Genomic DNA, 24135 nt, shown 5'->3' with positions numbered 1-24135 from the left:
AAAAAAGTCCGGATATTCATCTTATTTTTTTAGAAATAACGTTGAAGGCGTTTTGCCTCTTTGTGACAAAACTCAATTAAATCATACAGCTCTTCTTCAGTATGGTGCCACATAGATAGCTCAGGTTCCAGCGAACTTAAACTGTGAAATTCATCGTGATCCTGGTGATGCATCACCAACTTAATGGCCAATTGAAGGACGGAGGCGTCTCTATCTTTGGCAGTTGCATCAAATACCTTAGACAGGGGCGCATATAGCCCTAGTGGAAGGCCCCACGCTTTACATATATGACTGCTGGCCAAAGGGAAAGAAAAATGAAAGTGTTGTTGCTGCGCCTGCCACGGCAGATACAATGTTTTGTCCTGCATGTATGCCACATAGTCAGCTTCAAAATTAGCTGCTACAACCAGTTCACTGAGATTACACAAAATGCCTAACACAAAAAAACGCTCTGTTCCTCGTATACGAAGCTTACGGGCAGTTTCTTTGGCCATAACGCCTTTGAACAAACAACGGTACCAGAAGGCATCTGTGTCCATAGTTTTGGGTTTAAAGGCCTGACGCATTTGACTGGCGGCATCTGCCATCACGAGGTTGTACGTTGCCTCCATACCCAGAATAGAGAGCGCTTTACTGATGGTTTCGACTTGGCTGGGAAAACGAAATAAGGCGCTATTGGCAAGTCGCAAGATTTTTGCAGACAACAAAGGATCAGCGGAAATCATACTGGCAATAACATCGATATCCACAGTGGGATTATCAATGGCCTCTCTCAACTTCACACAGACTTCTGGTAAAGAGAAAGTATTGGTAGCAGCTGCTATTACCTCTTCGACTTTCATTCTACTTCGCCCTAAAACAGATCTTGCTGTGCATTATAACCTTGCTCACTCTGTTCATTCTTTTTATTTTGTTTGTATATTGCATACGCTTTTCTGCGTGCGCAGGCTTTAATAATAGTGCGTTTCGTAGCGTCATCAACCTGAAGCCAGTACAAACGCTCTTCTCTGCTTCTGAAGCACCCTACACAATAGCCACGCTCGCCAGTTTGACAAACGCCAATACAGGGACTGGGTACGGCAAACATTTCAAGCTGAGAAGGCATATTGGCCATAATGATTCAGAGCAAAAAAAAGGGCAACAATTGTTGCCCTATTGTACTATTTTTTCTTCGCTTTGGGGTTGGGCATATCCGTTATGCTGCCCTCAAATATTTCTGCGGCCAAACCAATTGACTCGTTCAACGTTGGGTGAGCGTGAATGGTCAACGCTACGTCTTCAGCATCGGCCCCCATCTCAATGGCTAGGCCAATTTCGCCCAACATCTCACCTGCGTTTGTACCGATCAGAGCACCACCTATCACGCGACCTGAGTCTTTATCGAAAATAAGCTTAGTCAGACCATCTGTAGCGGCACTGGCAATAGCACGACCAGAAGCGGCCCACGGGAAGCTTGCTGCTTCATAGTTAACGCCCTGCTCTTTGGCTTCTTTCTCAGTAAGCCCCACCCAAGCAACTTCTGGCTCAGTATAGGCAACAGATGGAATGCAACGCGGGTCGAAGAAATGCTTCTTACCAGCAATCACCTCTGCTGCAACATGACCTTCATGAACGGCCTTATGAGCTAGCATAGGCTGACCTACTAGATCACCGATAGCAAAGATGTTCGACACATTGGTACGCATTTGCTTGTCTACATTGATAAACCCACGCTCATCAACCGTTACACCCGCTTTGTCAGCAGCAACAAGTGCACCGTTAGGCTTACGACCCACAGCAACCAACACTTTGTCATAACGCACAGGATCAGAAGGCGCTTTCTTACCTTCAAAAGTAACGTACAAACCATCTTTTTTCGCTTCAACCGCCGTTACTTTGGTTTCAAGCATCACGTTGAATTTGTCTTTTATGGTCTTCATGTAAACTTTGATGATGTCCTTATCAGCAGCTGGGATCAGCTGGTCTAAGAATTCAACAACATCAATTTTAGAGCCAAGAGCCTCGTATACGGTTCCCATTTCAAGACCGATGATTCCGCCACCCAGCACCAACATTTTTTCAGGAATATCAGCGAGCTCTAGCGCGCCAGTAGAGTCAATCACACGAGGGTCATCAGGGATGAAGGGTAAGTTTACGGGCTCAGAACCAGCCGCAATAATCGCATTGTCAAATGTGATGGTGGTTTTGCCATCTTTACCTTCAACTTCAAGGGTGTTTGAGCCGGTGAACTTACCGTACCCCTGAACGTGCTTCACCTTGCGCATTTTAGACATACCGCTTAGACCTTTAGTCAATTGACCAACAACACTGTCTTTCCAGTCGCGAACTTTGTCTAAATCAATCGTAGGCTCACCAAACGATACACCATGCGAAGACAGATGCTTCGCTTCCTTAATAACCTTTGCAACGTGCAATAACGCCTTTGATGGGATACAGCCTACGTTAAGGCAAACACCGCCAAGGGTTTCACGCGCATCAACCAAAACAGTTTCAATGCCCAAGTCTGCTGCACGGAAAGCGGCGCTGTATCCGCCTGGTCCAGCACCTAATACCACCAATTGCGTTTTTATTTCACTCATCGTGACCTCAAAATTCTTTTTGTTTGTAGGATAACAAGTCCAATTCTATCAATATACTTAGCGCTAGCAAGCCGCTTAGGCGGTTATCCATGGGAAGAGGGCGTGGTTTATACCCCTCTGAGGCATGGATGCCGAAGCGGAGCCCCCATGGATGGGTTAACGGCGTGGTATAAATCACGCCCTCTTTCCGTGGGTAGCCGTCGTTGCCCGCTAAAGCAACATATGTCTCAAATCACCCAGTACAGTTGACAAATGTACTGCAAAGCGCGCGGCAACTGCACCGTCAATCACTCGGTGATCATAGGACAATGACAGCGGCAACATTAGACGGGGTTCAAAGTCCTGTCCATTCCACTTTGGTTTTATTTCACTCTTTGATACGCCCAATATTGCCACGTCAGGTGCGTTTACAATCGGCGTAAACGCCGTGCCACCGATGCCGCCCAAACTGGATATAGTAAAGCAACTGCCCTGCATGTCTGCGGCTTTCAGCTTACCGTCTCGCGCTTTTTTGCTGATTTCCATCAGCTCTTCAGATAAGGCAAATATTCCTTTCTGATCAACATCACGCACAACAGGTACTACTAAGCCCCCTGGCGTGTCTACCGCAATACCGATATGGTAGTATTTTTTCTGAATTAAACTCTCGCCCGACTCAGAAAGCGAAGAGTTAAAGACCGGATACGCTTTTAGCGCATCGGCTACGGCTTTCATCATAAATACCAATGGCGTAATTTTAACCCCGGTGTTGCGTTTCGCAGCAATAGCATTTTGCTCTTTGCGGAATGCTTCCATGTCAGTGATATCCGCTTCTTCAAACTGCGTAACATGAGGGATAGTCACCCAGTTGCGATGCAAATTAGGCCCGCTGATTTTTTGAATACGAGTGAGTGGAACTTCTTCCACTTCACCAAACTTGGAAAAATCTACTTTAGGCGGAGCAAGTACCTGCAAACCGCCCGAACCCTCGCCTACGGAGGAACCTGGAGTCATTTTGGGACGCGACAATTCGTACTTAACATACGATTGTACATCTTCTTTTAAGATACGCCCCTTGTTACCAGAGCCTGACACTTGCGTTAAATCTACGCCAAACTCTCTGGCAAGGCGTCGTACCGATGGAGATGCATGCACCTTACCTGATTTGGTTCGCTCTCCGGCCGAAGGATGATGCGGTACAGGCGGAGCCTTAGGTGCAGGCGCTGGAGTGTCTGCTTTTGCCGGTGCAGCAGCTTTGGGTTCTGATGCAGGCGCGCTTTGTGCAGCAGCACCCGCCACCTTCATTTTACACACTAAGGTTCCCTGTGAAGCCTTATCACCCTGTTTGATTAACATTTCAGTGATAGTGCCAGCTTCTGGCGAAGGCACATCCATGGTCGCTTTGTCGGTTTCCAGAGTAATCAGACCGTCCTCGGCTTCGACTTTGTCGCCCACATTGACTAATACATCAATGACGTCAACGTCCGTATCGCCGCCAATATCAGGTACCGTCACTTCAATTTCTTTTTCTGAAGAATGCGCAGGTGCTGACGACGCTTCTTTCGCTGGCTCTGATTCAGATTTAGCAGGCTCTGCCTGTGCTGAACCGCCCACTTCAAGTGTGATCACCAAACTGCCTTCGCTGACTTTGTCACCCTCTTTTACTTCCACGCTCACCACTTTTCCGGCTTGTGGGGAAGGCACATCCATGGTCGCTTTGTCGGTTTCAAGGGTAATAAGGCCTGCTTCTTCTTCGATTTCATCGCCAACGCTGACCAATACATCAATGACATCAACGTTTTCATCACCGCCAATATCAGGGACTTTCACATCAATGACAGATGAAGAACTTGCAGACGAGACAGAAGTCTCCTCAGCTTTTTCTTCAACTTCGGGTTCAGGTGTCGGTTCAGCATCACCGGATGCTCCTGCTGGCTCCATAGAAGCCAGTAAATCACCCTGCTTGATTTTGTCACCCACTGCAACATTTAACGATGCCACCTTTCCAGCAAAGGGAGCCGGTATATCCATACTGGCTTTATCACTCTCAACGGTGACCAGTGAGGCTTCTTCCTCTACCTCTTCGCCCACTTCTACGCAAAGCTCGATGACTTCGACTTCGTCATCGCCCACGTCGGGCACAAATACGTCTTTTGTATCTGACATTCTCAGTTCTCCCTAATTATGCGTAGAGTGGATTAACTTTAGCTGGATCAATACCCAACTCGTCCATGGCTTTGTTCAGCGCTTTAGCGTCAAGGTCGCCAGATTTAAACAGCTCATACAAGGCAGCATAGGCAATATAATTTGCATCAACTTCAAAGTGACGGCGCAGGTTTGCTCTTGAATCTGAGCGGCCAAAGCCGTCAGTACCCAATACGCGATAGCTTCCTGGCACATAGGCACGTACCTGGTCCGAGTAGTTTTTAATGTAATCCGTCGCTGCGATGGTGGGGCCATCATTACCTTCACTCAACACCTGAGTGATATAAGGCACTTTTGGCTCGTCACTGTAATGAAGCATGTTGTGTCGATCGCAGTCCATACCATCTCGAGCTAGTTCATTAAATGAGGTAACACTGTATACCTCACTGGCAACACTGTACTTGTCTTTCAACAAATCAGCCGCTTCACGAACTTGCTCCAAAATTGTACCACTGCCAAGTAGTTTAACTTTCTTCTTCGACTTGGCTGAACCAACACTATCAAGTAAGTAGATACCTTTGATAATACCTTCTTCACTGCCTTTTGGCATAGCTGGTTGCTTGTAGTTTTCATTCATGACTGTCAAGTAATAGAAGACGTTTTCCTGGTCTTCAAACATGCGTCGCAAACCGTCCTGAACAATCACAGCCACTTCGTAGCCATAAGTCGGGTCGTAGCTTACGCAGTTGGGGATCAGGGCTGCCTGTGTATGACTGTGACCGTCCTGATGCTGCAGGCCTTCACCATTCAGCGTTGTTCTACCAGCCGTGCCGCCAACGAGGAAGCCGCGACACTGGCTGTCTCCGGCTGCCCATGCCATATCACCTACGCGCTGGAAGCCAAACATGGAGTAATAGATGTAAACCGGGATCATCGGTAAGTCGTTAAGACTGTATGAAGTACCCGCAGCAAGCCATGAGGCCATTGCACCTAATTCATTAATCCCTTCCTGTAACACCTGACCTTTTTTGTCTTCACGGTAATAAGCAACCTGATCAGAATCCTGAGGCTCGTATTTTTGCCCCTGGCTAGAGTAAATACCCACCTGGCGGAACAAGCCTTCCATACCAAATGTGCGTGCTTCATCGGGTATAATAGGCACGACGCGCTTGCCTACTTTTTTGTCTTTCAACATGGCAGTAAGCACGCGCACAAATGCCATTGTGGTAGAAATTTCTCGGTCGCCTGAACCTTTAGTCACGGCTTCGAAGGCTTTGAGATCAGGTACTTCTAGGTTTTCAGTACTCTTCGGCAAGCGCTTAGGCATGTAACCATGCAGCGCTTCGCGACGTGCGCGAAGATACTTCATTTCTTCACTGTCATCGTCAAACTTAAAGTAAGGCAGGTCTTCTAGCTTGTCATCTGCAATAGGCAGTGCAAAACGGTCGCGATAGTGTTTCACTGCATCCAAGTCCATTTTCTTAACTTGGTGGGCGATATTCTTACCTTCACCCGCAGCTCCCATGCCGTAACCTTTGACTGTTTTAGCCAGTATTACCTGTGGGCGGCCTTTGGTTTTAACAGCGCGATCATAGGCTGCATACATCTTAACCGGATCATGACCACCACGGTTTAGGCGCCAGATATCTTCATCTGACATATTGGCAACCATTTCTTTTAATTCGGGGTATTTGCCAAAGAAATTATCACGGGTATAGGCGCCGCCTTTGGCCTTGTAGTTTTGATATTCACCGTCAACCGTTTCATTCATTAGCTGTAGTAATTTGCCGGACGTATCACGAGCTAATAGCGCATCCCAGTAGCGCCCCCAAATGACTTTGATCACCTCCCATCCGGCGCCGCGAAAGGTACCTTCAAGTTCTTGGATGATTTTACCATTACCGCGAACCGGGCCATCCAAGCGTTGCAGGTTACAGTTAATCACAAAGGTCAAATTGTCTAAGCCTTCGCGTGATGCAAGGCCAATGGCACCCAAGCTTTCTGGCTCATCGACTTCACCGTCACCCATGAAACAATAAACCCGTTGTTCAGAACAGTCTTTCAATCCACGATTGGTTAGGTACTTTAGAAAACGGGCAAGATAAATGGCCTGCATAGGCCCAAGACCCATAGAAACCGTTGGGAACTGCCAGAAGTCAGGCATGAGTTTAGGGTGAGGGTATGAAGAAATCCCTTCGCCGTCTACTTCCTGACGGAAGTTGTCTAGTTGAGATTCGCTTAAACGCCCTTCGATATAGGCGCGTGAATAAATACCAGGAGAGACATGCCCCTGAACGAACAAGAAGTCCCCACCGTCTTTTTCATTTGGCGCACGGAAAAAGTGGTTGAAGCCTACATCATAGAACATGGCTGACGATGCAAAACTGGAAATGTGGCCACCCAGTTCTAAATCTTTCTTTGAGCCGCGCAGCACCATCATTAATGCATTCCAGCGAATCGCATTGCGAATCTTGGTCTCTATGGTCTGATCGCCAGGCATAGTGGGTTCCTGACCCGCAGGGATAGAGTTGATATACGCTGTTGTTGCGTCGTATGGAAGGTGAGCGCCATTTAGGCGAGCTTTTTCAATCAACGATTCCAATAGAAAATGGGCTCGTTCAACGCCTTCAGCGTCGAGGACCGACTCAAGGGCATCAATCCATTCCTGTGTTTCTTGTGGATCCACATCGTGGTGCATCGTTTCACTCATTGTACTGTCCTATCTTTATTAGACTTCAATACGTCGCAACGCTCGCTGAACACGGGTGTCGCGTTGATTTATTTTTAATAATGTCTTTTCTATAAACGCCAGATGGTCATTACTTGCCTGTCTGGCGGCTTCCGGGTCCCGCTTTGCAATAGCTCTAACAATGTCAGCCCGTTGATCACCGAGTTCAGTATCTACACTGGCGTGCCGACTAAGCAAATCCAAGTTGCGCTCAATATTGTCAATTAACATCGCCTGCATAGTTCGCATAACGTGTAATAGCACCATATTATGTGACGCCTTGGCCATGGTTAAATAAAATGCCCCCAACGCTTCGGCCTGAGCGCGTAGGTCCCTTTTTTCTGCCTGTGATTGCATTGCTTCCAATGCATCAAGCAGCGCGCGATAGTCTTCTGGCTGACCACGTAACGCAGCATAATAAGCCGCCATACCTTCAAGGGCATGACGGAACTCAAGCAAATCAAATTGTGTTTCAGGTTTATTGGCAACCAATTCAAGTAAAGGGTCGGTCATGGCAGCGTTGAGCCGCTTGCTGACAAAGGTACCACCACCCTGTTTTCGTTCGATAAGACCTTTTGCCTGTAAGTTTCCCATAGCCTCTCTAAGAGACGGTCTAGAAACATCAAACTTTAACGCCAGTTCACGCTCGGGTGGCAAACGTGAGCCTGCTACAAATGAGCCGTCGAGAATCATGGCCTCGAGCTTATCTGTAATCACATCAGACAATTTTTGCCGCGTTGCTTGCATGGCGAAACAGCGTCTCCTCTTTTAACTGTTGAATTTGTAAACAGTTAAAACAAATCAAACCTATTGGTAATACCAATTTACCTTTCCAATAGTGTAGGCGATCTTACGCCAATGAACAAACACCAAATAGAAAGTTTGGTTAATTAGTGTAGTACTAAAGTGGAAAAAAGCCCTTACGGTCAATATATTGAACTGTGTATTGAGACTGGTACGACGAGCTAAAGGTTGCTGTAGGGACCAACGTCAGAATGGGAGAGAGGGCTTGAGTTAAACCCCTTTGAGGCATGGATGCCGAAACGGAGCCCCCATGGATGGGTTCACGGCGTGGTTTAACTCAAGCCCTCTCTCCCATTCTTACTCTAGACTACGCCAACCACGGTTAATATTGAAACAACCACTAGCAAAAACAATAAGTTGCGCTTAGCCAACTTAACCAACATTGCTGGCTCCGTGGCTTGATCTACGTCTTTCTGCTCGGGATTAGGCAGCACCTCGGCGGAAGAGGCTACCCGAGTCAGTGTTTTTGATGGGCGCTCTGAAAAGGCAAATAGCGACTGAAGCCATACCGGCATAGCATGGGCAAAGTTACCCACAAGTAGTAAGCCGAATGCGCTTAAACGCACAGGGATAAAGTCGGCTAAATGCCTAACTGCGCTGGCTGACGTTACGGAAAAGCTCTCTTCATTACAGGCATAGTCAAACGCCTCTCTTGCCAACACATAAAAAATTGCACCTGGCGCGCCGAACGCAACAAAAAACAGGATAACCGCAGCATAATGTTGGTAGTTCAGCCACACCAAACGCAAACCAAAGGTTGCTCCCTTATCAGTCTGACTATCACAGTGTCCCATTTGTGTGCTGTACAAATAACAGGCTTCTACGTCGCCACGGTTGGCCGCTTGTAAAAAGCATTTATAGGTGTCCCTGATTGCCTGGCAACCCAGACATACAAAAAGGATGAGCGTTTGAACAACAAATTCCAACAAACCAGGCAACAATGACATCAACACTGCGCAGCACAATGCAGGAAGGAAGGCCACTACGAACCAAGCTACGGAGGTAGAGTCTTCTGAAAGCCATGCTTTTTCAGTGACCCAGTCCAAATAGTGTTTTGCATAGGTTTGCCCCTGCCATTGAGGAAGCTTTACCGTCACGCGTTCGATGGCTAATGCAATTAACAGTGCCAAAATGGTCATTTGTCATTCTCATTCATTGCAAAGAGAGTATGGTCGCTCATGGCGAGTTCATTGGCAACTAAAGTCACCTTTGAGGGCGCGGAGATTGGACCACTTCAATGTTTTTCCTCTTCGACAAGCTGCCTTTATTGAGAAGTGAAAACGGTGAAGAGCAGCGCAATGTAAACCTCTCAGCGAATAAATCATCCAAACTGGGCGTGAGTTACGAGGGAAACAACTGGCAGCTTAGCGTATATCACCTCTATTATTCACGCTATCACGATTCCATCATTTTTGACCCTAATCGCGAGCTGCTCAATCCAGACGCAGAAGGATTCGATTGGATAAATATAAAAGCCACACGAAAATATGGTATTGGTCAGGGGCAACAAACAGTAGGTATTTCATTTGAATTGAAAAACCTGCTGGATGAGCAGGTATACCTTCTCAACGACACGCCTGTTTTTTACCCTATTAACACACTTCCCGCACGACAAAGCCGTGGCGTCTACGTAACCGCGAGCCTAAGCTTTTAGCCCTGCGCTCGCCATTACAGGTTAGTATATTTATTCAGTACAGTTCTGTACTTATCTGACATCTTGTAGTTTGCCAGCGCTACATTAAACGCCTCTACTTGCGCCTCTGTCACATTTGATTTGCTGAACATGACATAAATATCGCCGGTAGTAATTCGTATGCTATGCGGCTCTATCATGCTCGACAATGCTTTACGACGAATGATTGAAGCGCCCACAAAACTGTCTTCAAGATAAGCGTCAATATCCATATCCAGCAACCGAGCCACATTCAGTTCGCCCATAATGCCAAAAACAAAATGATCGGCTTTATCTTCCGAGTCCAACATTGACGAAATTTCATCGCCATAGAAATATTCACTGACCAAACCAATTTTGCTACCGTTTTGAATAAAGTCGTCAATACTCTTGAACGCAGCGAATTCAGGTTCGTTGGTTCGGATATACAGCACAAACTCTTCCTGACGATAGGGTAGACTGAAGTGGGCGAACGTTTCTCTTGCGGGTGTTTTTGATGCCCCCAACAGCATATCAATATTACCGTTTTCAAGGCCCTGTAAGAGGTCTCGCCAGGTACCCTGTACAAACTCTAAATCACAGTCCATAAGGGATGCCACATCAGAAATAAGCTCAATATCTAATCCGCTTACTTGATTGTTCAAATCGACAAATTGATAGGGCGCCCAGACGTCGAAACCCAATCGAAACGCGCAGTCCGATTTTACTGTTGCGTCTGCAGCGTTAGATTCAGATACGACTTCAGGTTCAGGGGGGGCGGTTTGTGCCGCATTAGACTGGGAAGCGTGTTCTTGGGTACAGGACATCAGTACGAAAGACACGACCAGAATCAACCAAAAATTCGGTATTTTCATATGTTCGGTCCTTACTGTTTTCTCTTTCAGTATATTTCTGAGTGGTGAGAAACGCCAATCGACCGTAACATTTTTTTTACAAACCAGTCTGCACCATCCCCCTGAAACGGCCCCAATCAAAGGCAACGCCTGGGTCTGTTTTTCGGCCAGGTGCAATGTCGTTATGGCCAACAATTCTGCCCAGCGTGATCAAAGGGTATTGCTGTTGCAACATTCGGGTAAGCGCAGCAAGACTCTGATATTGTTCGTCGGTATAGGGTGCTGTATCTGTGCCTTCCAGTTCAATACCGATGGCGTAGTCATTACATCGGCTTCTTCCCTGAAACGAGGACACACCGGCATGCCAGGCTCGTTTGTCATAATCAACGAATTGGTCAATTTCACCGGTTCTGTAAATAACCGCATGGGCAGACACCTTAAGCCCACGTAACTGGGAAAAATAAGGGTGCTCGTTGCAGTCTAGGGTACCTAAAAACAGCTGTTTAATATAAGGCTGGGCAAACTCCCCGGGGGGTAAGCTAATGTTGTGAATAACCAACAATGAAATAGGAGTATCGGGTCGGTCATCACAATGTGGTGAAGGTAACCAGTTAGCGCGAATTTCAGTCATTCTGTCTCTTTGCCCCTAATCCAATAAAGCCATCATCTACTTTGTTTATGGTAACGTATAACCTTACTGTTTGTTATCGCATTGTGGAGTGAAAATTGGATACTGAGCCCGATTCGGCGGCGTCGTCAGCCAAATGGATGATCTTGTTGGCCTGGGTGTGCGCCATAGGGATTTGTGCCTGGGCGTTTTCTGGGTTACTGGAACGACAACACAACCCCAATATGCGGGTAGAGTCAAACCAAGTCGGCAGCAATATTGAAGTACAACTCAAACAAAACCGACAGGGGCACTACGTTGCCAATGGTAAAATTAATGGGGAAACCGTGACGTTTCTGGTAGACACGGGCGCAACTTCTGTTTCTGTGCCTGCCCATTTGTCTGAAAAGCTGGGGTTAAGGCCACTCGGCAGAGGTATAGCGCGCACCGCTAACGGCAACGTTGAGATTGCGTTTACGCGTATTGCTCAACTCGAGCTTGGCGATATTATGCTAAACAATGTTGACGCCAGTATTAACCCTGGTATGCGTGATGACCATATTTTACTTGGCATGAGTGTGCTAAGACAATTAGAGTTTACCCAGCGCGGCGAATGGCTCATATTACGCACCCTTTAACACACCAATCGAGATCGACAACACGGAGTGCATTAATGCCACATCACACTGTTAAACCCACCCCTGGTGATATCACCGCTCATGTTTATCAGGCACTAAAAGAGGATTTAGGTGGATGGGTAGATATTAATCAAGATATCACGGCCAGCCTGATCCCTTCTCAGGCCCAAGCACAAGCACACATCATTACCCGAGAGCCAATGGTCATGTGCGGTCGTGACTGGGCTCACTGCGCGTTTACCGCACTGGATAACGCTATAGAGGTGACTTGGCATGTTCAGGACGGACAGTCAGTAGCTGCGGGCACGACATTGTGTGATATCAAAGGCAATGCGCGCGTATTACTGTGTGCTGAGCGCACTGCCCTTAACTTTTTGCAAACCTTAAGTGCAACAGCCACTACTACTACCCACTACGTGCGTTTACTCAAAGGCACTCAAACAAAACTACTCGATACGCGTAAAACGCTACCAGGCTTTCGCCAAGCGCAAAAATACGCCGTTCATTGCGGGGGCGGCAACAACCACAGAGTAGGTTTGTTTGATGCGTATTTAATCAAGGAAAATCACATCGCAGCCTGTAACGGTATCAAGAATGCGGTTCAGCAGGCGAAAATGTCACACCCTGGCAAATCTATCGAAGTCGAGGTAGAGACATTTGAAGAGCTCGAACAGGCGTTGTTGGCGGGTGCAGACATTATTATGCTGGACAATTTCACTACGACAGAAGTTCGGCAGGCCGTTAATTACGTTAGTGGGCGCTGTTTATTAGAAGTGTCGGGAAATATTACTGACACAAGATTAAGCGCGCTTGCAAGTACCGGTGTTGACTATATTTCTTCGGGCGCCCTGACCAAACACATTCAAGCTATTGATTTATCTATGCGGTTGAGCTTGTTATAACAGCAAAAAGACTGCTACAGTGAACAGGTGACGTTAGGGTTTTTGCGGTGTATAACTAAAACTCAGACTTAGGTATGCACCCTTATACTTGTCAGTTTGAAAATCTTTTTTATACTGAATTCAAGTACCGAGGCGTACCATTGATAACAACGCAACCGGTATGCTTTGAAACTGTTAAACTAACCCAGCGCGAAAGCGCGACCCGGAGAGAAGACCATGAACCAAGTTAAGACTAACCAAAAAGGCTTTACACTAATCGAACTAATGATTGTTGTTGCAATCATCGGTATTTTGGCAGCAGTAGCTTTGCCTGCTTATCAGAATTACACCAACAAGGCTAAATTTAGCGGTGTTGTAACTGCCACAGCTTCTGCAAAGACTGCGGTTGAAGTTTGTGCACACTCAACAGGTGACTTAGCCCAGTGTGATGCGGGTACGAATGGTATTCCAGCAGACGTTGCAGGTGCGGACGATGAGGTTCCAGAAGTAACCACTGCAAACGGTGTTATTACTGCGACTGGCGATGGCGGCGCTATCGAAGGTATTACTTACATCATGACTCCTACTATTGAAGGTGATGGTCGTGTAACTTGGGATAAGACTGGTACTTGTACTACTAATAACCCACCACTCTGCTAATCAATTGAAAGGGAGCTCGCTCATGAAGAGCGAGCTTTTTTTATATGTCAAAAGCCTCAACAACTTTCGTATGGAACGGCACTGATCGTTCTGGCAACAAAAGAGCAGGTGAAATAGTTGCTAGCTCAATCATAGAAGCACGCAACCTCCTACGAAGACAAGGCGTATCAGCGTCAACCGTCAAAAAACAAAAAAAGCCACTTTTTGGTGGTGACCCCAAAATAACAGCAGCTGACATCTCCGTAATAACTCGACAAATAGCGACTATGCTAGGAGCAGGTGTGAGCTTACTACAAACGTTAGAGATGATCGGAGATGGTCACTCAAAACCGAAAATGCGTAGGCTGCTAAAAGAAATTGCTAACGAAGTGAAGGCTGGGGGCATGTTGTCCAATGCACTCAGAAAACACCCCATATATTTTGATGATCTTTATTGTGACTTGGTAAAAACAGGGGAGCAATCTGGAGCATTAGAACTTATCTTTGATAGAGTGGCAACGTATAAAGAAAAAGCTGAAGCGCTAAAGTCAAAGATCAAAAAGGCCATGTTTTACCCTGTGGCAGTATTGGTTGTCGCTTTCATCGTAACAACAATCCTTCTAATATTTGTTGTACCTCAATTTGAGGAGATATTTGCTGGATTTGGCGCAGAATTGCCGGCATTCACACAATTAGTATTGGGTATATCCAGGTTTATGCAAGACTATGGTCTGTATTTTATTGCCGCCATGATCGCATTTGGCTTTATGTTTGGCAAAGCACATAGAAAATCACAAAAACTTCGCGATACCGTTGATGCTAAGCTGTTAAAAGTGCCCGTCGTAGGAGAAATCCTTAAAAAAGCATCTATTGCCCGATACACCAGAACACTCGCGACTACTTTTGCTTCAGGTGTGCCATTAATTCAAGGTCTTGAATCAGCTGCAGGTGCAGCTGGCAATGCCATTTATAGAGACGCGATTCTTTATGTTCGTAAAGAGGTCTCTAGTGGCATGCCCATGAACACAGCCATGCGCGCTACCAATGTCTTTCCTGATATGGTTAACCAAATGGTGGCCATTGGTGAAGAATCGGGTGCTGTTGATGACATGCTCAGCAAGGTTGCCTCCATTTTCGAAGCCGAAGTTGATGATATGGTCGATGGTCTTACCAGCCTGCTAGAACCCATGATAATGGCGGTACTCGGCGTGGTAATTGGTGGTTTGATAGTGGCTATGTATCTGCCAATATTCCAGATGGGTAACGTTGTCTAAACAGCATTAGATACCACTTGATTTAACGGGTAATAAGAATAATGACCGCCCTTTTTGACGCGCTACACAGTTCACCTTGGCTTTTTTGCTCTGTCGTGTTTATTGTCAGTTTGATGGTAGGCAGCTTTTTAAACGTGGTAATTTACCGTCTGCCCATTATGATGGAACGCGGATGGAAAGCAGAATTTCACGCTTATTTCGGTGAACAGGACGACCCATCTTCTGAAAAGAACGAGCTATTTAACCTTGCCGTTCCCGTTAGCAGCTGTCCCCAGTGTGGCCATAAAATCAGAGCATGGGAAAACATACCTGTGCTCAGTTATCTGTTCCTTGGTGGAAAATGCAGTAGCTGCAAAACGCCCATTTCTATTCGTTACCCTATCGTTGAGCTTCTCACCGGCCTATTTAGTGTGTGGGTAGCTTGGTACTATGGCCCAAGTGCGCAAGCATGTATTGCCATAATTCTTACCTGGTTACTTATTGCTATGACTGGCATTGACCTGGATACTATGCTCCTGCCTGATCAACTTACACTTGGCGCACTGTGGATAGGCCTGCTGGCCAGTACACAACAGCTTTTCGTCGGGCCTGTTGACGCTATTTTGGGCGCTACTTTTGGTTATTTGAGTTTATGGAGCGTGTATTGGCTGTTTAAACTGGTCACGGGCAAAGAAGGCATGGGGTTTGGCGACTTTAAATTACTCGCCGCACTAGGCGCGTTTGTTGGTTGGCAGGGGTTACCTATCATTATATTGCTAAGCTCGCTAGTAGGCGCCGTGGTTGGTATTACCATGATGCTGGTTCAGGCAAAGGACAGAAACCTAGCAATACCGTTTGGCCCTTACTTGGCCGCTGCGGGCTGGCTGGCGTTATTATACAAAGATACCATCACCAACTACTACTTCACCCAAATACTCGGTTTATGAAAAAGCTGGTTGTAGGCTTAACCGGCGGCATCGGCAGTGGTAAGTCCACCGTAGCGAACCTTTTTGTATCCAGAGGTATCGACCTTATTGATGCTGATAAAATAGCCAGAGACGTGGTACAGCCCGGTATGCCAGCAACCAATGCTATCGCAGAACATTTTGGTACAGCAGTACTTGAAGAAAATGGGCAGTTAAATCGCCCCGTACTCAGACAAATCGTATTTAGCGATGATAAGGCCAAAGCCTGGCTTGACGCCCTACTTCATCCCATAATTCGTCAAACAATGCATAGCGCCATTAACAAAGCAAAATCTGCATATTGTATGGTCGATGTTCCTTTATTGACTGAAAACAAAATGCAGTCGCAGTTTGATCGCATTCTGGTGGTTGATTGTCCAGCAGAGCTTCAGTTGCAACGCGCCATGTCCAGAGACGGCAGCAGCGAAGACACTATCAAGCGTATTATTGCTTCACAAGCCAGTCGTGAAGCGCGTTTGGGCATTGCAGACGACATCATTGAAAACACCAGTACATTGGATGCATTGGTACCGAAGGTGGATGCGTTACACAATAAATACTTAACACTGGTTTCACAGGAGTAAAAAATAACCATTTTTGCGCTCTGAGTGCTAAAAAATGGTCAAAGACTTGGTTATAAAGCGAATAAGCGGTAAGCTAATCAATAAGTTACCATAGGAAGAATGCATGTCAGCGGCTACATATGAGTTTCCATTAAGTGAGAGGATGCGCAACTACTTGCGTATAGAGCATTTAATGGCCCAAGCAAAAGCCGCTGCAGCGCATGATGACAGCCACGCTCATCTCAATTATTTCTCTCATCTTTTCACCTTGCTCGATCTAATAGAGCGTATTGATGTAAGAACAGACGTGGTAAAAGAGTTAGATACGCAAGAACGAAATCTGGTTCACTGGTCGCAACATCCCAACATTAACAGCGATGCATTATCTGAAACTCTGCAAGCAGTAATCCACACAAGAGACAAGTTAAAAGCCAGTAAAAAACCCGGTAGTGAACTCAAACTGGAAGGTTTTTTACAGTCTATTCGCCAGCGCTTTACTATCCCGGGTGGCACTTGCAGTTTTGATTTACCGCATCTTCATTTTTGGTTGAACAAACCTACCGATGAGCGCAAGGCTGATATGGCTCTTTGGCTATCGCATATCGATCTGCTTAGTGATGCCATTAGTTTGTTATTGTCATTTCTGCGACAGCGCAGTCAATTTGTAGAACTCACTGCCCCAAATGGCTTTTACCAGGGTGACGCCGAAGATAAAAGCGAACTGATCCGTGTTCGCCTCGCAGCAAGCGCTGGAGTTTACCCAACATTAAGCGGCAATAAATACCGCTACGCGTTACGCTTTATGCAAATGAAAGGCGATCAGGCCGTATCGTCTACTGCCGATATTACTTTTGATATGGCGGCGTGTAAGTGAAGGTTAACTGTCCCACCTGCCAGACTGGCGTTGAATGGCAAGAAACAAGCACATACAGGCCTTTCTGCAGTAAGCGCTGTCAAATGATTGATCTTGGAGAATGGGCAGAAGAAAACCACAGTATTGCCGGTGAGCCGGCACAAGACATTAACAGCATGACAGATGAGGCCCTTGAAGCCTATATTGAAAAAATGCGTTCCCCCCACCAGTCATCATGAAAGATATCATTAATAAAGTACTTATTGTGGGTGGCACCCACGGTAATGAAACAAGTGGTACGACATTACTTCACTCTGCATATAAAAGTGCCATTAATAGTCAATTTGGTGGTCTTACCATCAATTTTGCGATGGGTAACCCCAGAGCTTGTAAGCAAAATATTCGCTATACGGAAGAAGATTTAAATCGCCAATTCAGTTTGACATCGCTGGCAACAGAGGCGCAGTGCTATGAGGCGCTCAGAGCGCAGGAAATCAACCAGCAATACGGCCCCAAAGCCGCTCCAACACAAGATATTGTAATCGATATTCACAATACCACATCTAACATGGGTCCAACGCTTATTGTGTTGCAAGCGGATGAGTTTCACATTGGCCTCAGCCGCTATGTCAAGCAACACATGCCCAGCGCAGTCATTCTAGTCGAAGACGAAAAGCCCCCCCAGGACCACCCTTATCTATGTACAATTGGGAAGCGGGGACTTATGGTTGAAGTTGGCCCTCAGGAACAAGGCGTTTGCCGTGCCACCATCACACAACAAGCCTTTGAAATGATCCAGCACATACTCGCATTTTGTGAGTTGTGGAACAATAAGGGCCGCGCGGTACTGACAGAGCTCACTGTCGCCCCAGCCTTCAGATTAGATAAGGTTGTCGAATATCCACTTTCAGATAGTGGTGAAAGGGTGGCTATGATACACCCTGAGTTACAGGATAGAGATTTTCATTTGCTGCAAGCCGGAGACCCAGTATTTGCACATTTCGATGGCAACGTAACAACCTGGGATGGTGAACCTACTTATCCACATTTCATCAATGAAGCCGCTTATCAGCATCTACAGATAGCGTTTGCTACTGCCGATAGCATTAGTTTGTAAGTATTTGTTTTAACTTATCGATAATAGCCACATTCGCGGCAGGAAAGTCTTCGGGTTTTAATTCATCCAGCGTTCGCCACGCGCTAGGTTGCCCTTCTTTGCCATGAGGCTCTCCCGAAAAATCTCTGACAAGCTGCACATGCAGGCATACTGCTTTATCTGTGTAGTCATGGCGCAACGTCATTAGTGGCACTGCGCGCTTAACTTGAATACCGATTTCCTCAGCAAGTTCTCTGGACAGCGCCTGAGTGTCAGTTTCTCCTGACTCTACTTTTCCGCCTGGGAACTCCCATAGGTCACCTTGATGGGCATCTTTGGCTCGTTTACAAACAAACACGCTGCGGTCACGTATTACAACACCAACCGCAACATTAACTACCGCTTGGACCATTAGGTCAATTTACCGCAACACTGCTTATATTTTTTACCTGAACCACACGGGCAAGCATCATTGCGCCCGACTTTTGCTCCATCGCGTACTACCGGTTGAGGTGGTCTTGCTGGCTGTGGCGTTTCCTGAGCAGCGTCAACACCTTGTGCTTCTTGATGCTGATACTGCTTGGGTACCTCATCAGCCTGACGACGTTGCTCTTCCACCTTTTCCACGTCTGACTCTGCTCTCACCTGCACTTTACTCAAAATAGTGATCACTTCGGTCTTTAGGTTTTCCAACATCGTCGAGAAAAGTTCAAAACTTTCTCTTTTGTATTCCTGTTTAGGGTTTTTCTGAGCATAACCACGCAAATGTATACCCTGACGAAGGTGGTCCATCGCGGCAAGGTGCTCTTTCCAGTGTGAGTCTAGGTTTTGTAGCATTACTGCTTTTTCAAATTGACGCAGTACACTTTCACCTACCATATTCTCTTTTTCTTTGTAGGCTTCATCGACTTTCTCAGCAATGCGGTCACGCAACTTCTCTTCATACAGCTTGTCGTCCTCATCAAGCCATTGCTTCAGCGGTAATGCGACGGCAAAGTCAGCTTTTAAGCGCTCTTCTAAGCCCGCAACATCCCACATTTCTTCAAGTGATTGTGGTGGGATATATTCATTAATCACATCGTTTAGTACATCTTCGCGGATAGCAACAATGGTTTCACCAATATCACCTTCATCAAGCAACTCATTGCGCTGTTCGTAAATAACTTTACGCTGATCATTGGCAACATCGTCGTATTCAAGCAGTTGCTTACGCACATCGAAGTTGCGCCCTTCCACCTTGCGCTGAGCATTCTCGATTGCCCGGGTAACCCAGGGATGCTCAATGGCTTCGCCACGCTCCATGCCCAGACGTTTCATCATATTACCCATCTTTTCAGAGGCAAAAATGCGCATTAGGGCGTCATCAAGCGACAAGTAAAAACGCGATGAACCTGGGTCTCCCTGACGACCTGAGCGGCCGCGGAGCTGATTATCAATACGACGCGATTCGTGGCGCTCGGTACCTATAATGTGCAGGCCGCCAGCCTCCAGAACAACCTTATGTGATTCATCCCATGCAGCTTTAATTTTGGCAATTTTTTCTTCCGATGGGTTTTCCAACTCTGCCACTTCAGACTGCCAGTTGCCACCCAGAACAATATCCGTACCACGGCCAGCCATGTTGGTGGCTATAGTAACGGCACCAGGTTTACCCGCTTGCGCAACAATGTCAGCTTCCTGTTCGTGGAATTTAGCATTCAGTACTTTGTGCTTTATTTTTTCTTTTTTAAGAATACGCGACAACAGCTCAGAATTTTCAATTGAAATAGTACCAACCAGACAAGGCTGACCACGCTCAACACAGTCTTTAATATCTTCAACTATTGCTTCGTATTTTTCTTGCGCTGTTAAATAAATCAGATCGGCTTTGTCATCTCGGATCATAGGTTTGTTGGTTGGAATAACCACAGTTTCCAAACCGTATATATGATTAAATTCGAACGCTTCGGTGTCGGCAGTACCTGTCATACCTGACAGCTTGTTGTACAACCTGAAGTAGTTCTGGAAAGTGATTGAAGCCAAGGTTTGGTTTTCATTTTGAATTTTCACCCCCTCTTTGGCTTCAACCGCCTGATGCAGACCTTCCGACCAGCGACGTCCTTCCATCGTTCGCCCAGTGTGCTCGTCTACAATCACGATTTCCTGATCTTTGACGATATAGTCGACGTCTTTCTGATAAAGCTTGTGTGCGCGAAGTGCTGCATTCACATGATGCAGTAATGAGATATTACCCGCTGCAAACAGCGACTCATCTTCAGGCAGAATGCCATTGCGCTGTAAGATTTCCTCAACCCGTATCTGACCATTCTCGGTTAAATGAACCTGCTTACCTTTTTCATCAATAGTAAAGTCACCGTCACCCGGATTGTCTTCTTCGTCTTCTTTTTCTTGTTGAACCAGCTCTGGGATAATGGTGTTGATACTGCGATAAAGTGCCGAGCTGTCTTCAGCAGCACCTGATATGATCAGTGGGGTACGTGCCTCATCGATAAGGATTGAGTCGACTTCATCTATAACGGCAAAATTTAGCGGGCGTTGAACGCGATCTTGCGGACTAAAAGCCATATTGTCGCGAAGGTAGTCGAAACCAAATTCATTGTTGGTTCCGTAGGTAACGTCAGCTTGATACGCCTCACGCTTTTGCTGTGGAGACATACCAGGAACATTACAGCCTACTGTCATTCCTAAAAACTCAAATAAAGGCCTGCTCCAATCGGCATCACGGCGGGCAAGGTAGTCGTTTACGGTTACCACGTGAACGCCTTCTCCTGAGAGCGCGTTGAGGTATGTGGGTAAGGTGGCCGTTAAGGTCTTACCTTCACCCGTTCGCATCTCTGCAATTTTACCTTGGTGAAGCACCTGACCACCAACCATTTGCACATCAAAGTGACGCATGCCAAAAACGCGTTTACTGGCTTCACGTACGGTTGCAAATGCTTCCAGCAGAATATCATCCAGTGTCTTTCCATCTGCAAGCGCTTGTCTAAACTCAGCCGTTTTACTCTTCAGCTGTTCATCATCAAGCTTTTCAAACTCTGCTTCTAATGCATTGATGGTCGTAACACTTTTATTCAGTTTTTTCAGTAGCCTGTCGTTTCTGCTACCAAATATTTTCTTAAGTACGCTTGAGAACATTGCTGTTATATTTCCACTACTTCCGCAATTACTATTGCCTGATGATGTTATTAGATGTGTTCATCGCAGATAGGCGAGGGGGTCGACCTGTTGCCCATTTTTAATGACTTCATAATGCACATGAGCGCCTGTTGAGCGTCCTGTACTGCCTACTGTGGCGATGGTTTGACCTTTGGTAACAACATCTCCCACTTTCACTGTTATATCGCTATTGTGACCATAACGAGTGACGATGCCATTGCCATGATTGATTTCTACCAGATTACCGTAACCAAAGCGCTCACCCGACCACGTGACCAAACCAGCACCAGTCGCCACTACCGCACTGCCTGCCTTCGCCGCAAAATCGAGCCCTTTGTGCATGGCAGGCTTTCCCGTAAAGGGGTCATTACGCATACCGTAATAAGACGATAACCACCCTTTCTGTATGGGCCTGCCAGACAACGCAACCTGTGTGTCTATATGGTGACCAGCAACCAGTTTTTCAAGCAAAGCCAGTTGTTTTTGTTTGTCTTCAATAGTCAACCTTGCGGTTTCAATACGCTCAAACAGTGGGTCGCCGGTGTTTCCTATCGCGCGATCTGAAACCTTTTTGGATGGTTCAAAAAGCGCCTCAACATTTAATCGCTCAGCCAAGGCGCGCTGCGTTTGCTGCATGGCCGTCAACTCTTTGTTTAACTGTGCTATTTGCTGTGAGTATGCGTTAAGGCTTACCTTAATTTCATCGCTTAATTCAGTGAGACGATTATTGTCTTGGCGGAGCAAGGCTTCAGCTACCTGCACTCTTGCATAGTCTTCCATAACAGATTCTGTCGAACGACTGGAAACCAAAAATAAAATAGAAACAAGTACACTCCCACTCACCAGGTTACGCACAGACACATGACGCCTGTAACGCGTTTTTTTCCCGTGAAATGTTAAAGTGAGTTTCATGCTACTGATAATATTGTCAAACCAAAATCCGCACCTAGTGTACAGATGTTCATTTAGGTACTCAATGTCACTAGGCAGTTAATTGTCAGATTGCGCCGGCTGTTCTTTTTTTATCGGCATGGGTGCTGGTGCTTGCTCTGTTTTCGCCGGTTTGGCAGCAGGCGTAATGGCAATAATCGATTCAACATAATAGATGAGGGACTTCTGCGTTTTTACATCATAAATAAACACATAATTCAACGTGGAGCCCAACAAATTCACATTTTTCAATACTTGGCCATCCGCCACTGTCAGTTCGATTTGCTCGTGCTCTCGTTCACCTTCTTGGATGAGCTCGGCTTCTTTAAATGCAAAGGTAAATGTATAGACGGCAAGGCTACCAATAACAATAAGGATAGTTAACGTGATATTGGCCTGCCGGTTTTGCGGTGACCAAAAAAAGGCCCTTAAGAATTTTTTGAACAGAGGAATGGGCTCGTCATTGTTGTGGGATAACAGCCTTGCACGCCACGCATTACTTTTATCGACAGCAAATAACAAAGCAATAATGAAGGTGAAGATTAAGATGATATCGGGATTCTTGATAGGCGTAGCGAGAATATCTTCGAAGGTCACATATTTGACAATATCAATGTCAAAACTGCCATAAAACACATACACATAGTGCATGCTTGAAAGAATAAGTATTAAGTAAGCAGCAGTAATAGCCAGCCCGGTTGATTCTCGCATAAACCGGTAAAGCTCTTCAAAAAGGTAGACTTGGCTATGCGGTGATTCGGTGTCACTTTTTTGTGCGTCCATTTTGCTTCCTCAATAAACCAAAAAAGGCGCCTTGATACCAAGCTTACACACTCGGCTCATTGACGCCTATTTATCAAACGCTCAGGACAAAATGACAGCACTAGGCTAAGGCAGGCTTCCCGTAGCGAATTGGAGCGGTGTCTTTATCTTCAAACTCAGCATACTCCCATGCGTCTTTTTGCGCTAGCATGGCATTCAGCAGCTTATTGTTTAAACCGTGACCTGTTTTGTAGGCATGAAGCTCACCGATAATAGAATGACCACCTAAATAAAGGTCACCCACGGCATCGAGGATTTTATGCTTCAAAAACTCATCATCATAGCGCAAGCCTTCTGGATTAAGAACGCGATAATCGTCTAGGGCAACGGCATTTTCCATACTGCCGCCCAAGGCTAAGTTGTTAGCATTCATGTATTCCAAATCACGCATAAAGCCAAACGTTCTTGCTCGGCTCACTTCGTCAATGTAAGACGCTGTGTCAAAATCCATGACCACATGTTGACGGGTTTGACTAATCACAGGATGGTCAAAGTCGATGGCAAAGTTAACGCGAAAACCATCGTAGGGTTTTAGCTCAGCCCACTTATCGCCGTCTTCAACACGCACTGTCTTTTTAATTCTAATAAAGCGTTTAGGTGCATTCAGCTCTTCAATACCTGCCGATTGCAATAAAAATACAAACGGACTGGCACTGCCATCCATAATCGGCAGCTCGTTGCTGTTAACTTCCACAATGATGTTGTCGATACCCAAACCGGCCAACGCAGATGCAAGGTGCTCTACGGTATTGATAGTAGCACCGTCTTCATTGCTCAAACAGGTACACAACATGGTATCGCCAACGGCGTTTGCACGCGAAGGAATATCGGCAAAAGGCGTAAGGTCTACACGCCGGAACACAATACCTGTATTCGCGGGTGCGGGTCGGAGAGTCATAGTGACCTTATCGCCCTTATGCAGCCCGATGCCTGTTTCCTGCACCGGCCTTTTTATAGTACGTTGCTTGATCATATTATCTAACTGATTAGAC

At 46.2% G+C, this 24135-nt stretch carries 23 protein-coding genes and 2 pseudogenes; 10 read left to right on the top strand and 15 right to left on the bottom strand.

The features are described 5' to 3' along the window. Positions 1–29: 29 nt before the first annotated feature. The 7 genes from DRW07_RS00740 to ampE form a co-directional block, all read right to left on the bottom strand. The gene (locus DRW07_RS00740; protein ID WP_124025976.1) at positions 30–842 is read right to left on the bottom strand and encodes an HDOD domain-containing protein; all 813 of its coding nucleotides are present in this window, start codon (positions 840–842) and stop codon (positions 30–32) included. 11 nt (positions 843–853) lie between these two features. Then, positions 854–1114, bottom strand: coding sequence for a DUF1289 domain-containing protein (locus DRW07_RS00735; RefSeq protein WP_124025975.1), 261 nt, complete (start codon positions 1112–1114; stop codon positions 854–856). Positions 1115–1160: 46 nt separating this feature from the next. Further along, on the bottom strand, positions 1161–2579 hold the full coding sequence (gene lpdA, locus DRW07_RS00730; RefSeq protein ID WP_124025974.1) for a dihydrolipoyl dehydrogenase: 1419 nt from the start codon (positions 2577–2579) through the stop codon (positions 1161–1163). Positions 2580–2789: 210 nt separating this feature from the next. Beyond that, positions 2790–4724, bottom strand: a complete 1935-nt coding sequence (gene aceF / locus DRW07_RS00725; RefSeq protein ID WP_124025973.1) for a pyruvate dehydrogenase complex dihydrolipoyllysine-residue acetyltransferase — start codon at positions 4722–4724, stop codon at positions 2790–2792. Positions 4725–4740: 16 nt separating this feature from the next. Beyond that, complete coding sequence (gene aceE / locus DRW07_RS00720) at positions 4741–7413, bottom strand: pyruvate dehydrogenase (acetyl-transferring), homodimeric type (protein ID WP_124025972.1); 2673 nt, start codon at positions 7411–7413, stop codon at positions 4741–4743. 18 nt (positions 7414–7431) lie between these two features. Then, a complete protein-coding gene (locus DRW07_RS00715) occupies positions 7432–8178 on the bottom strand; it encodes a GntR family transcriptional regulator (protein WP_124025971.1) in 747 nt (248 codons plus the stop codon). Positions 8179–8537: 359 nt separating this feature from the next. After that, complete coding sequence (ampE, locus tag DRW07_RS00710; RefSeq protein WP_124025970.1) at positions 8538–9374, bottom strand: beta-lactamase regulator AmpE; 837 nt, start codon at positions 9372–9374, stop codon at positions 8538–8540. 98 nt (positions 9375–9472) lie between these two features. Between ampE and DRW07_RS00705 the strand changes: the two genes are divergently transcribed. After that, positions 9473–9889 carry a hypothetical protein gene (locus DRW07_RS00705; protein WP_124025969.1) on the top strand — a complete coding sequence of 139 codons (417 nt, stop codon included), beginning with the start codon at positions 9473–9475 and terminating at the stop codon, positions 9887–9889. A 14-nt stretch (positions 9890–9903) separates the two neighbouring features. Here DRW07_RS00705 and DRW07_RS00700 read toward each other — a convergent pair whose 3' ends face one another. Beyond that, a complete protein-coding gene (locus DRW07_RS00700) occupies positions 9904–10761 on the bottom strand; it encodes a substrate-binding periplasmic protein (protein WP_124025968.1) in 858 nt (285 codons plus the stop codon). 76 nt (positions 10762–10837) lie between these two features. After that, on the bottom strand, positions 10838–11371 hold the full coding sequence (gene ampD / locus DRW07_RS00695) for a 1,6-anhydro-N-acetylmuramyl-L-alanine amidase AmpD (protein WP_124025967.1): 534 nt from the start codon (positions 11369–11371) through the stop codon (positions 10838–10840). Between the two features lie 95 nt (positions 11372–11466). Here ampD and DRW07_RS00690 point away from each other — a divergent pair, with 95 nt between their 5' ends. From DRW07_RS00690 to DRW07_RS00650, 9 genes are all read left to right on the top strand, one after another. Then, entirely contained in the window at positions 11467–11985 is a 519-nt protein-coding gene (locus tag DRW07_RS00690) for a retropepsin-like aspartic protease family protein (protein WP_124025966.1), read from the top strand. A 35-nt stretch (positions 11986–12020) separates the two neighbouring features. Beyond that, positions 12021–12887: a carboxylating nicotinate-nucleotide diphosphorylase gene (gene nadC, locus DRW07_RS00685; protein ID WP_124025965.1), complete on the top strand. Its 867-nt coding sequence runs from the start codon at positions 12021–12023 to the stop codon at positions 12885–12887. Between the two features lie 216 nt (positions 12888–13103). Next, the gene (locus DRW07_RS00680; protein ID WP_124025964.1) at positions 13104–13526 is read left to right on the top strand and encodes a pilin; all 423 of its coding nucleotides are present in this window, start codon (positions 13104–13106) and stop codon (positions 13524–13526) included. A gap of 44 nt (positions 13527–13570) precedes the next feature. Next, on the top strand, positions 13571–14779 hold the full coding sequence (locus tag DRW07_RS00675; RefSeq protein WP_124025963.1) for a type II secretion system F family protein: 1209 nt from the start codon (positions 13571–13573) through the stop codon (positions 14777–14779). Positions 14780–14820: 41 nt separating this feature from the next. Further along, positions 14821–15705 carry a prepilin peptidase gene (locus DRW07_RS00670; RefSeq protein ID WP_124025962.1) on the top strand — a complete coding sequence of 295 codons (885 nt, stop codon included), beginning with the start codon at positions 14821–14823 and terminating at the stop codon, positions 15703–15705. After that, the gene (gene coaE / locus DRW07_RS00665) at positions 15702–16307 is read left to right on the top strand and encodes a dephospho-CoA kinase (protein WP_124025961.1); all 606 of its coding nucleotides are present in this window, start codon (positions 15702–15704) and stop codon (positions 16305–16307) included. Before DRW07_RS00670 ends, coaE begins: the two co-directional genes overlap by 4 nt. A 103-nt stretch (positions 16308–16410) precedes the next feature. Further along, complete coding sequence (gene zapD, locus DRW07_RS00660; RefSeq protein ID WP_124025960.1) at positions 16411–17160, top strand: cell division protein ZapD; 750 nt, start codon at positions 16411–16413, stop codon at positions 17158–17160. Beyond that, positions 17157–17378, top strand: a complete 222-nt coding sequence (yacG, locus tag DRW07_RS00655; RefSeq protein ID WP_124025959.1) for a DNA gyrase inhibitor YacG — start codon at positions 17157–17159, stop codon at positions 17376–17378. The genes zapD and yacG overlap by 4 nt, the downstream gene beginning before the upstream one ends. Beyond that, complete coding sequence (locus DRW07_RS00650) at positions 17375–18256, top strand: aspartoacylase (protein WP_338067748.1); 882 nt, start codon at positions 17375–17377, stop codon at positions 18254–18256. Before yacG ends, DRW07_RS00650 begins: the two co-directional genes overlap by 4 nt. Here the strand turns inward: DRW07_RS00650 and mutT are convergent. The 6 genes and pseudogenes from mutT to lpxC all read right to left on the bottom strand — a co-directional run bounded on the left by mutT (position 18246) and on the right by lpxC (position 24116). Then, positions 18246–18647: an 8-oxo-dGTP diphosphatase MutT gene (gene mutT / locus DRW07_RS00645; protein ID WP_124025958.1), complete on the bottom strand. Its 402-nt coding sequence runs from the start codon at positions 18645–18647 to the stop codon at positions 18246–18248. The genes DRW07_RS00650 and mutT overlap by 11 nt on opposite strands. Next, positions 18647–18736, bottom strand: a pseudogene (locus DRW07_RS18575) (SEC-C metal-binding domain-containing protein); the annotation flags it as partial. The gene mutT and the pseudogene DRW07_RS18575, both read right to left, overlap by 1 nt. Positions 18737–18807: 71 nt before the next feature. Continuing rightward, positions 18808–21370, bottom strand: a pseudogene (gene secA / locus DRW07_RS00640) (preprotein translocase subunit SecA); the annotation flags it as partial. A gap of 60 nt (positions 21371–21430) precedes the next feature. Continuing rightward, a complete protein-coding gene (locus DRW07_RS00635) occupies positions 21431–22303 on the bottom strand; it encodes a M23 family metallopeptidase (protein ID WP_124025956.1) in 873 nt (290 codons plus the stop codon). Positions 22304–22381: 78 nt separating this feature from the next. Then, positions 22382–23104 carry a hypothetical protein gene (locus tag DRW07_RS00630; RefSeq protein WP_124025955.1) on the bottom strand — a complete coding sequence of 241 codons (723 nt, stop codon included), beginning with the start codon at positions 23102–23104 and terminating at the stop codon, positions 22382–22384. A 100-nt stretch (positions 23105–23204) separates the two neighbouring features. Then, the gene (lpxC, locus tag DRW07_RS00625) at positions 23205–24116 is read right to left on the bottom strand and encodes a UDP-3-O-acyl-N-acetylglucosamine deacetylase (protein ID WP_124025954.1); all 912 of its coding nucleotides are present in this window, start codon (positions 24114–24116) and stop codon (positions 23205–23207) included. Positions 24117–24135 lie beyond the last annotated feature (19 nt).

Origin of the sequence: Paralteromonas sediminis, from assembly GCF_003820355.1 — a bacterium.
Taxonomy (GTDB): Bacteria; Pseudomonadota; Gammaproteobacteria; order Enterobacterales; family Alteromonadaceae; genus Alteromonas_F; species Alteromonas_F sediminis.
This window is presented reverse-complemented; position numbering and strand designations above follow the sequence as displayed.

Excerpts from the sequence above, each read along its gene's own strand:
- DRW07_RS00700 (WP_124025968.1), bottom strand. The coding sequence starts at position 10,761 with ATGAAAATACCGAATTTTTGGTTGATTCTGGTCGTGTCTTTCGTACTG.
- ampD (WP_124025967.1), bottom strand. The coding sequence starts at position 11,371 with ATGACTGAAATTCGCGCTAACTGGTTACCTTCACCACATTGTGATGAC.
- lpxC (WP_124025954.1), bottom strand. The coding sequence starts at position 24,116 with ATGATCAAGCAACGTACTATAAAAAGGCCGGTGCAGGAAACAGGCATC.
- DRW07_RS00680 (WP_124025964.1), top strand. The coding sequence starts at position 13,104 with ATGAACCAAGTTAAGACTAACCAAAAAGGCTTTACACTAATCGAACTA.
- DRW07_RS00715 (WP_124025971.1), bottom strand. The coding sequence starts at position 8,178 with ATGCAAGCAACGCGGCAAAAATTGTCTGATGTGATTACAGATAAGCTC.
- zapD (WP_124025960.1), top strand. The coding sequence starts at position 16,411 with ATGTCAGCGGCTACATATGAGTTTCCATTAAGTGAGAGGATGCGCAAC.
- DRW07_RS00735 (WP_124025975.1), bottom strand. The coding sequence starts at position 1,114 with ATGGCCAATATGCCTTCTCAGCTTGAAATGTTTGCCGTACCCAGTCCC.
- DRW07_RS00635 (WP_124025956.1), bottom strand. The coding sequence starts at position 22,303 with ATGAAACTCACTTTAACATTTCACGGGAAAAAAACGCGTTACAGGCGT.
- nadC (WP_124025965.1), top strand. The coding sequence starts at position 12,021 with ATGCCACATCACACTGTTAAACCCACCCCTGGTGATATCACCGCTCAT.
- DRW07_RS00705 (WP_124025969.1), top strand. The coding sequence starts at position 9,473 with ATGTTTTTCCTCTTCGACAAGCTGCCTTTATTGAGAAGTGAAAACGGT.
- DRW07_RS00630 (WP_124025955.1), bottom strand. The coding sequence starts at position 23,104 with ATGGACGCACAAAAAAGTGACACCGAATCACCGCATAGCCAAGTCTAC.
- lpdA (WP_124025974.1), bottom strand. The coding sequence starts at position 2,579 with ATGAGTGAAATAAAAACGCAATTGGTGGTATTAGGTGCTGGACCAGGC.
- aceE (WP_124025972.1), bottom strand. The coding sequence starts at position 7,413 with ATGAGTGAAACGATGCACCACGATGTGGATCCACAAGAAACACAGGAA.
- coaE (WP_124025961.1), top strand. The coding sequence starts at position 15,702 with ATGAAAAAGCTGGTTGTAGGCTTAACCGGCGGCATCGGCAGTGGTAAG.
- DRW07_RS00670 (WP_124025962.1), top strand. The coding sequence starts at position 14,821 with ATGACCGCCCTTTTTGACGCGCTACACAGTTCACCTTGGCTTTTTTGC.
- DRW07_RS00675 (WP_124025963.1), top strand. The coding sequence starts at position 13,571 with ATGTCAAAAGCCTCAACAACTTTCGTATGGAACGGCACTGATCGTTCT.
- ampE (WP_124025970.1), bottom strand. The coding sequence starts at position 9,374 with ATGACCATTTTGGCACTGTTAATTGCATTAGCCATCGAACGCGTGACG.
- mutT (WP_124025958.1), bottom strand. The coding sequence starts at position 18,647 with ATGGTCCAAGCGGTAGTTAATGTTGCGGTTGGTGTTGTAATACGTGAC.
- aceF (WP_124025973.1), bottom strand. The coding sequence starts at position 4,724 with ATGTCAGATACAAAAGACGTATTTGTGCCCGACGTGGGCGATGACGAA.
- DRW07_RS00650 (WP_338067748.1), top strand. The coding sequence starts at position 17,375 with ATGAAAGATATCATTAATAAAGTACTTATTGTGGGTGGCACCCACGGT.
- DRW07_RS00740 (WP_124025976.1), bottom strand. The coding sequence starts at position 842 with ATGAAAGTCGAAGAGGTAATAGCAGCTGCTACCAATACTTTCTCTTTA.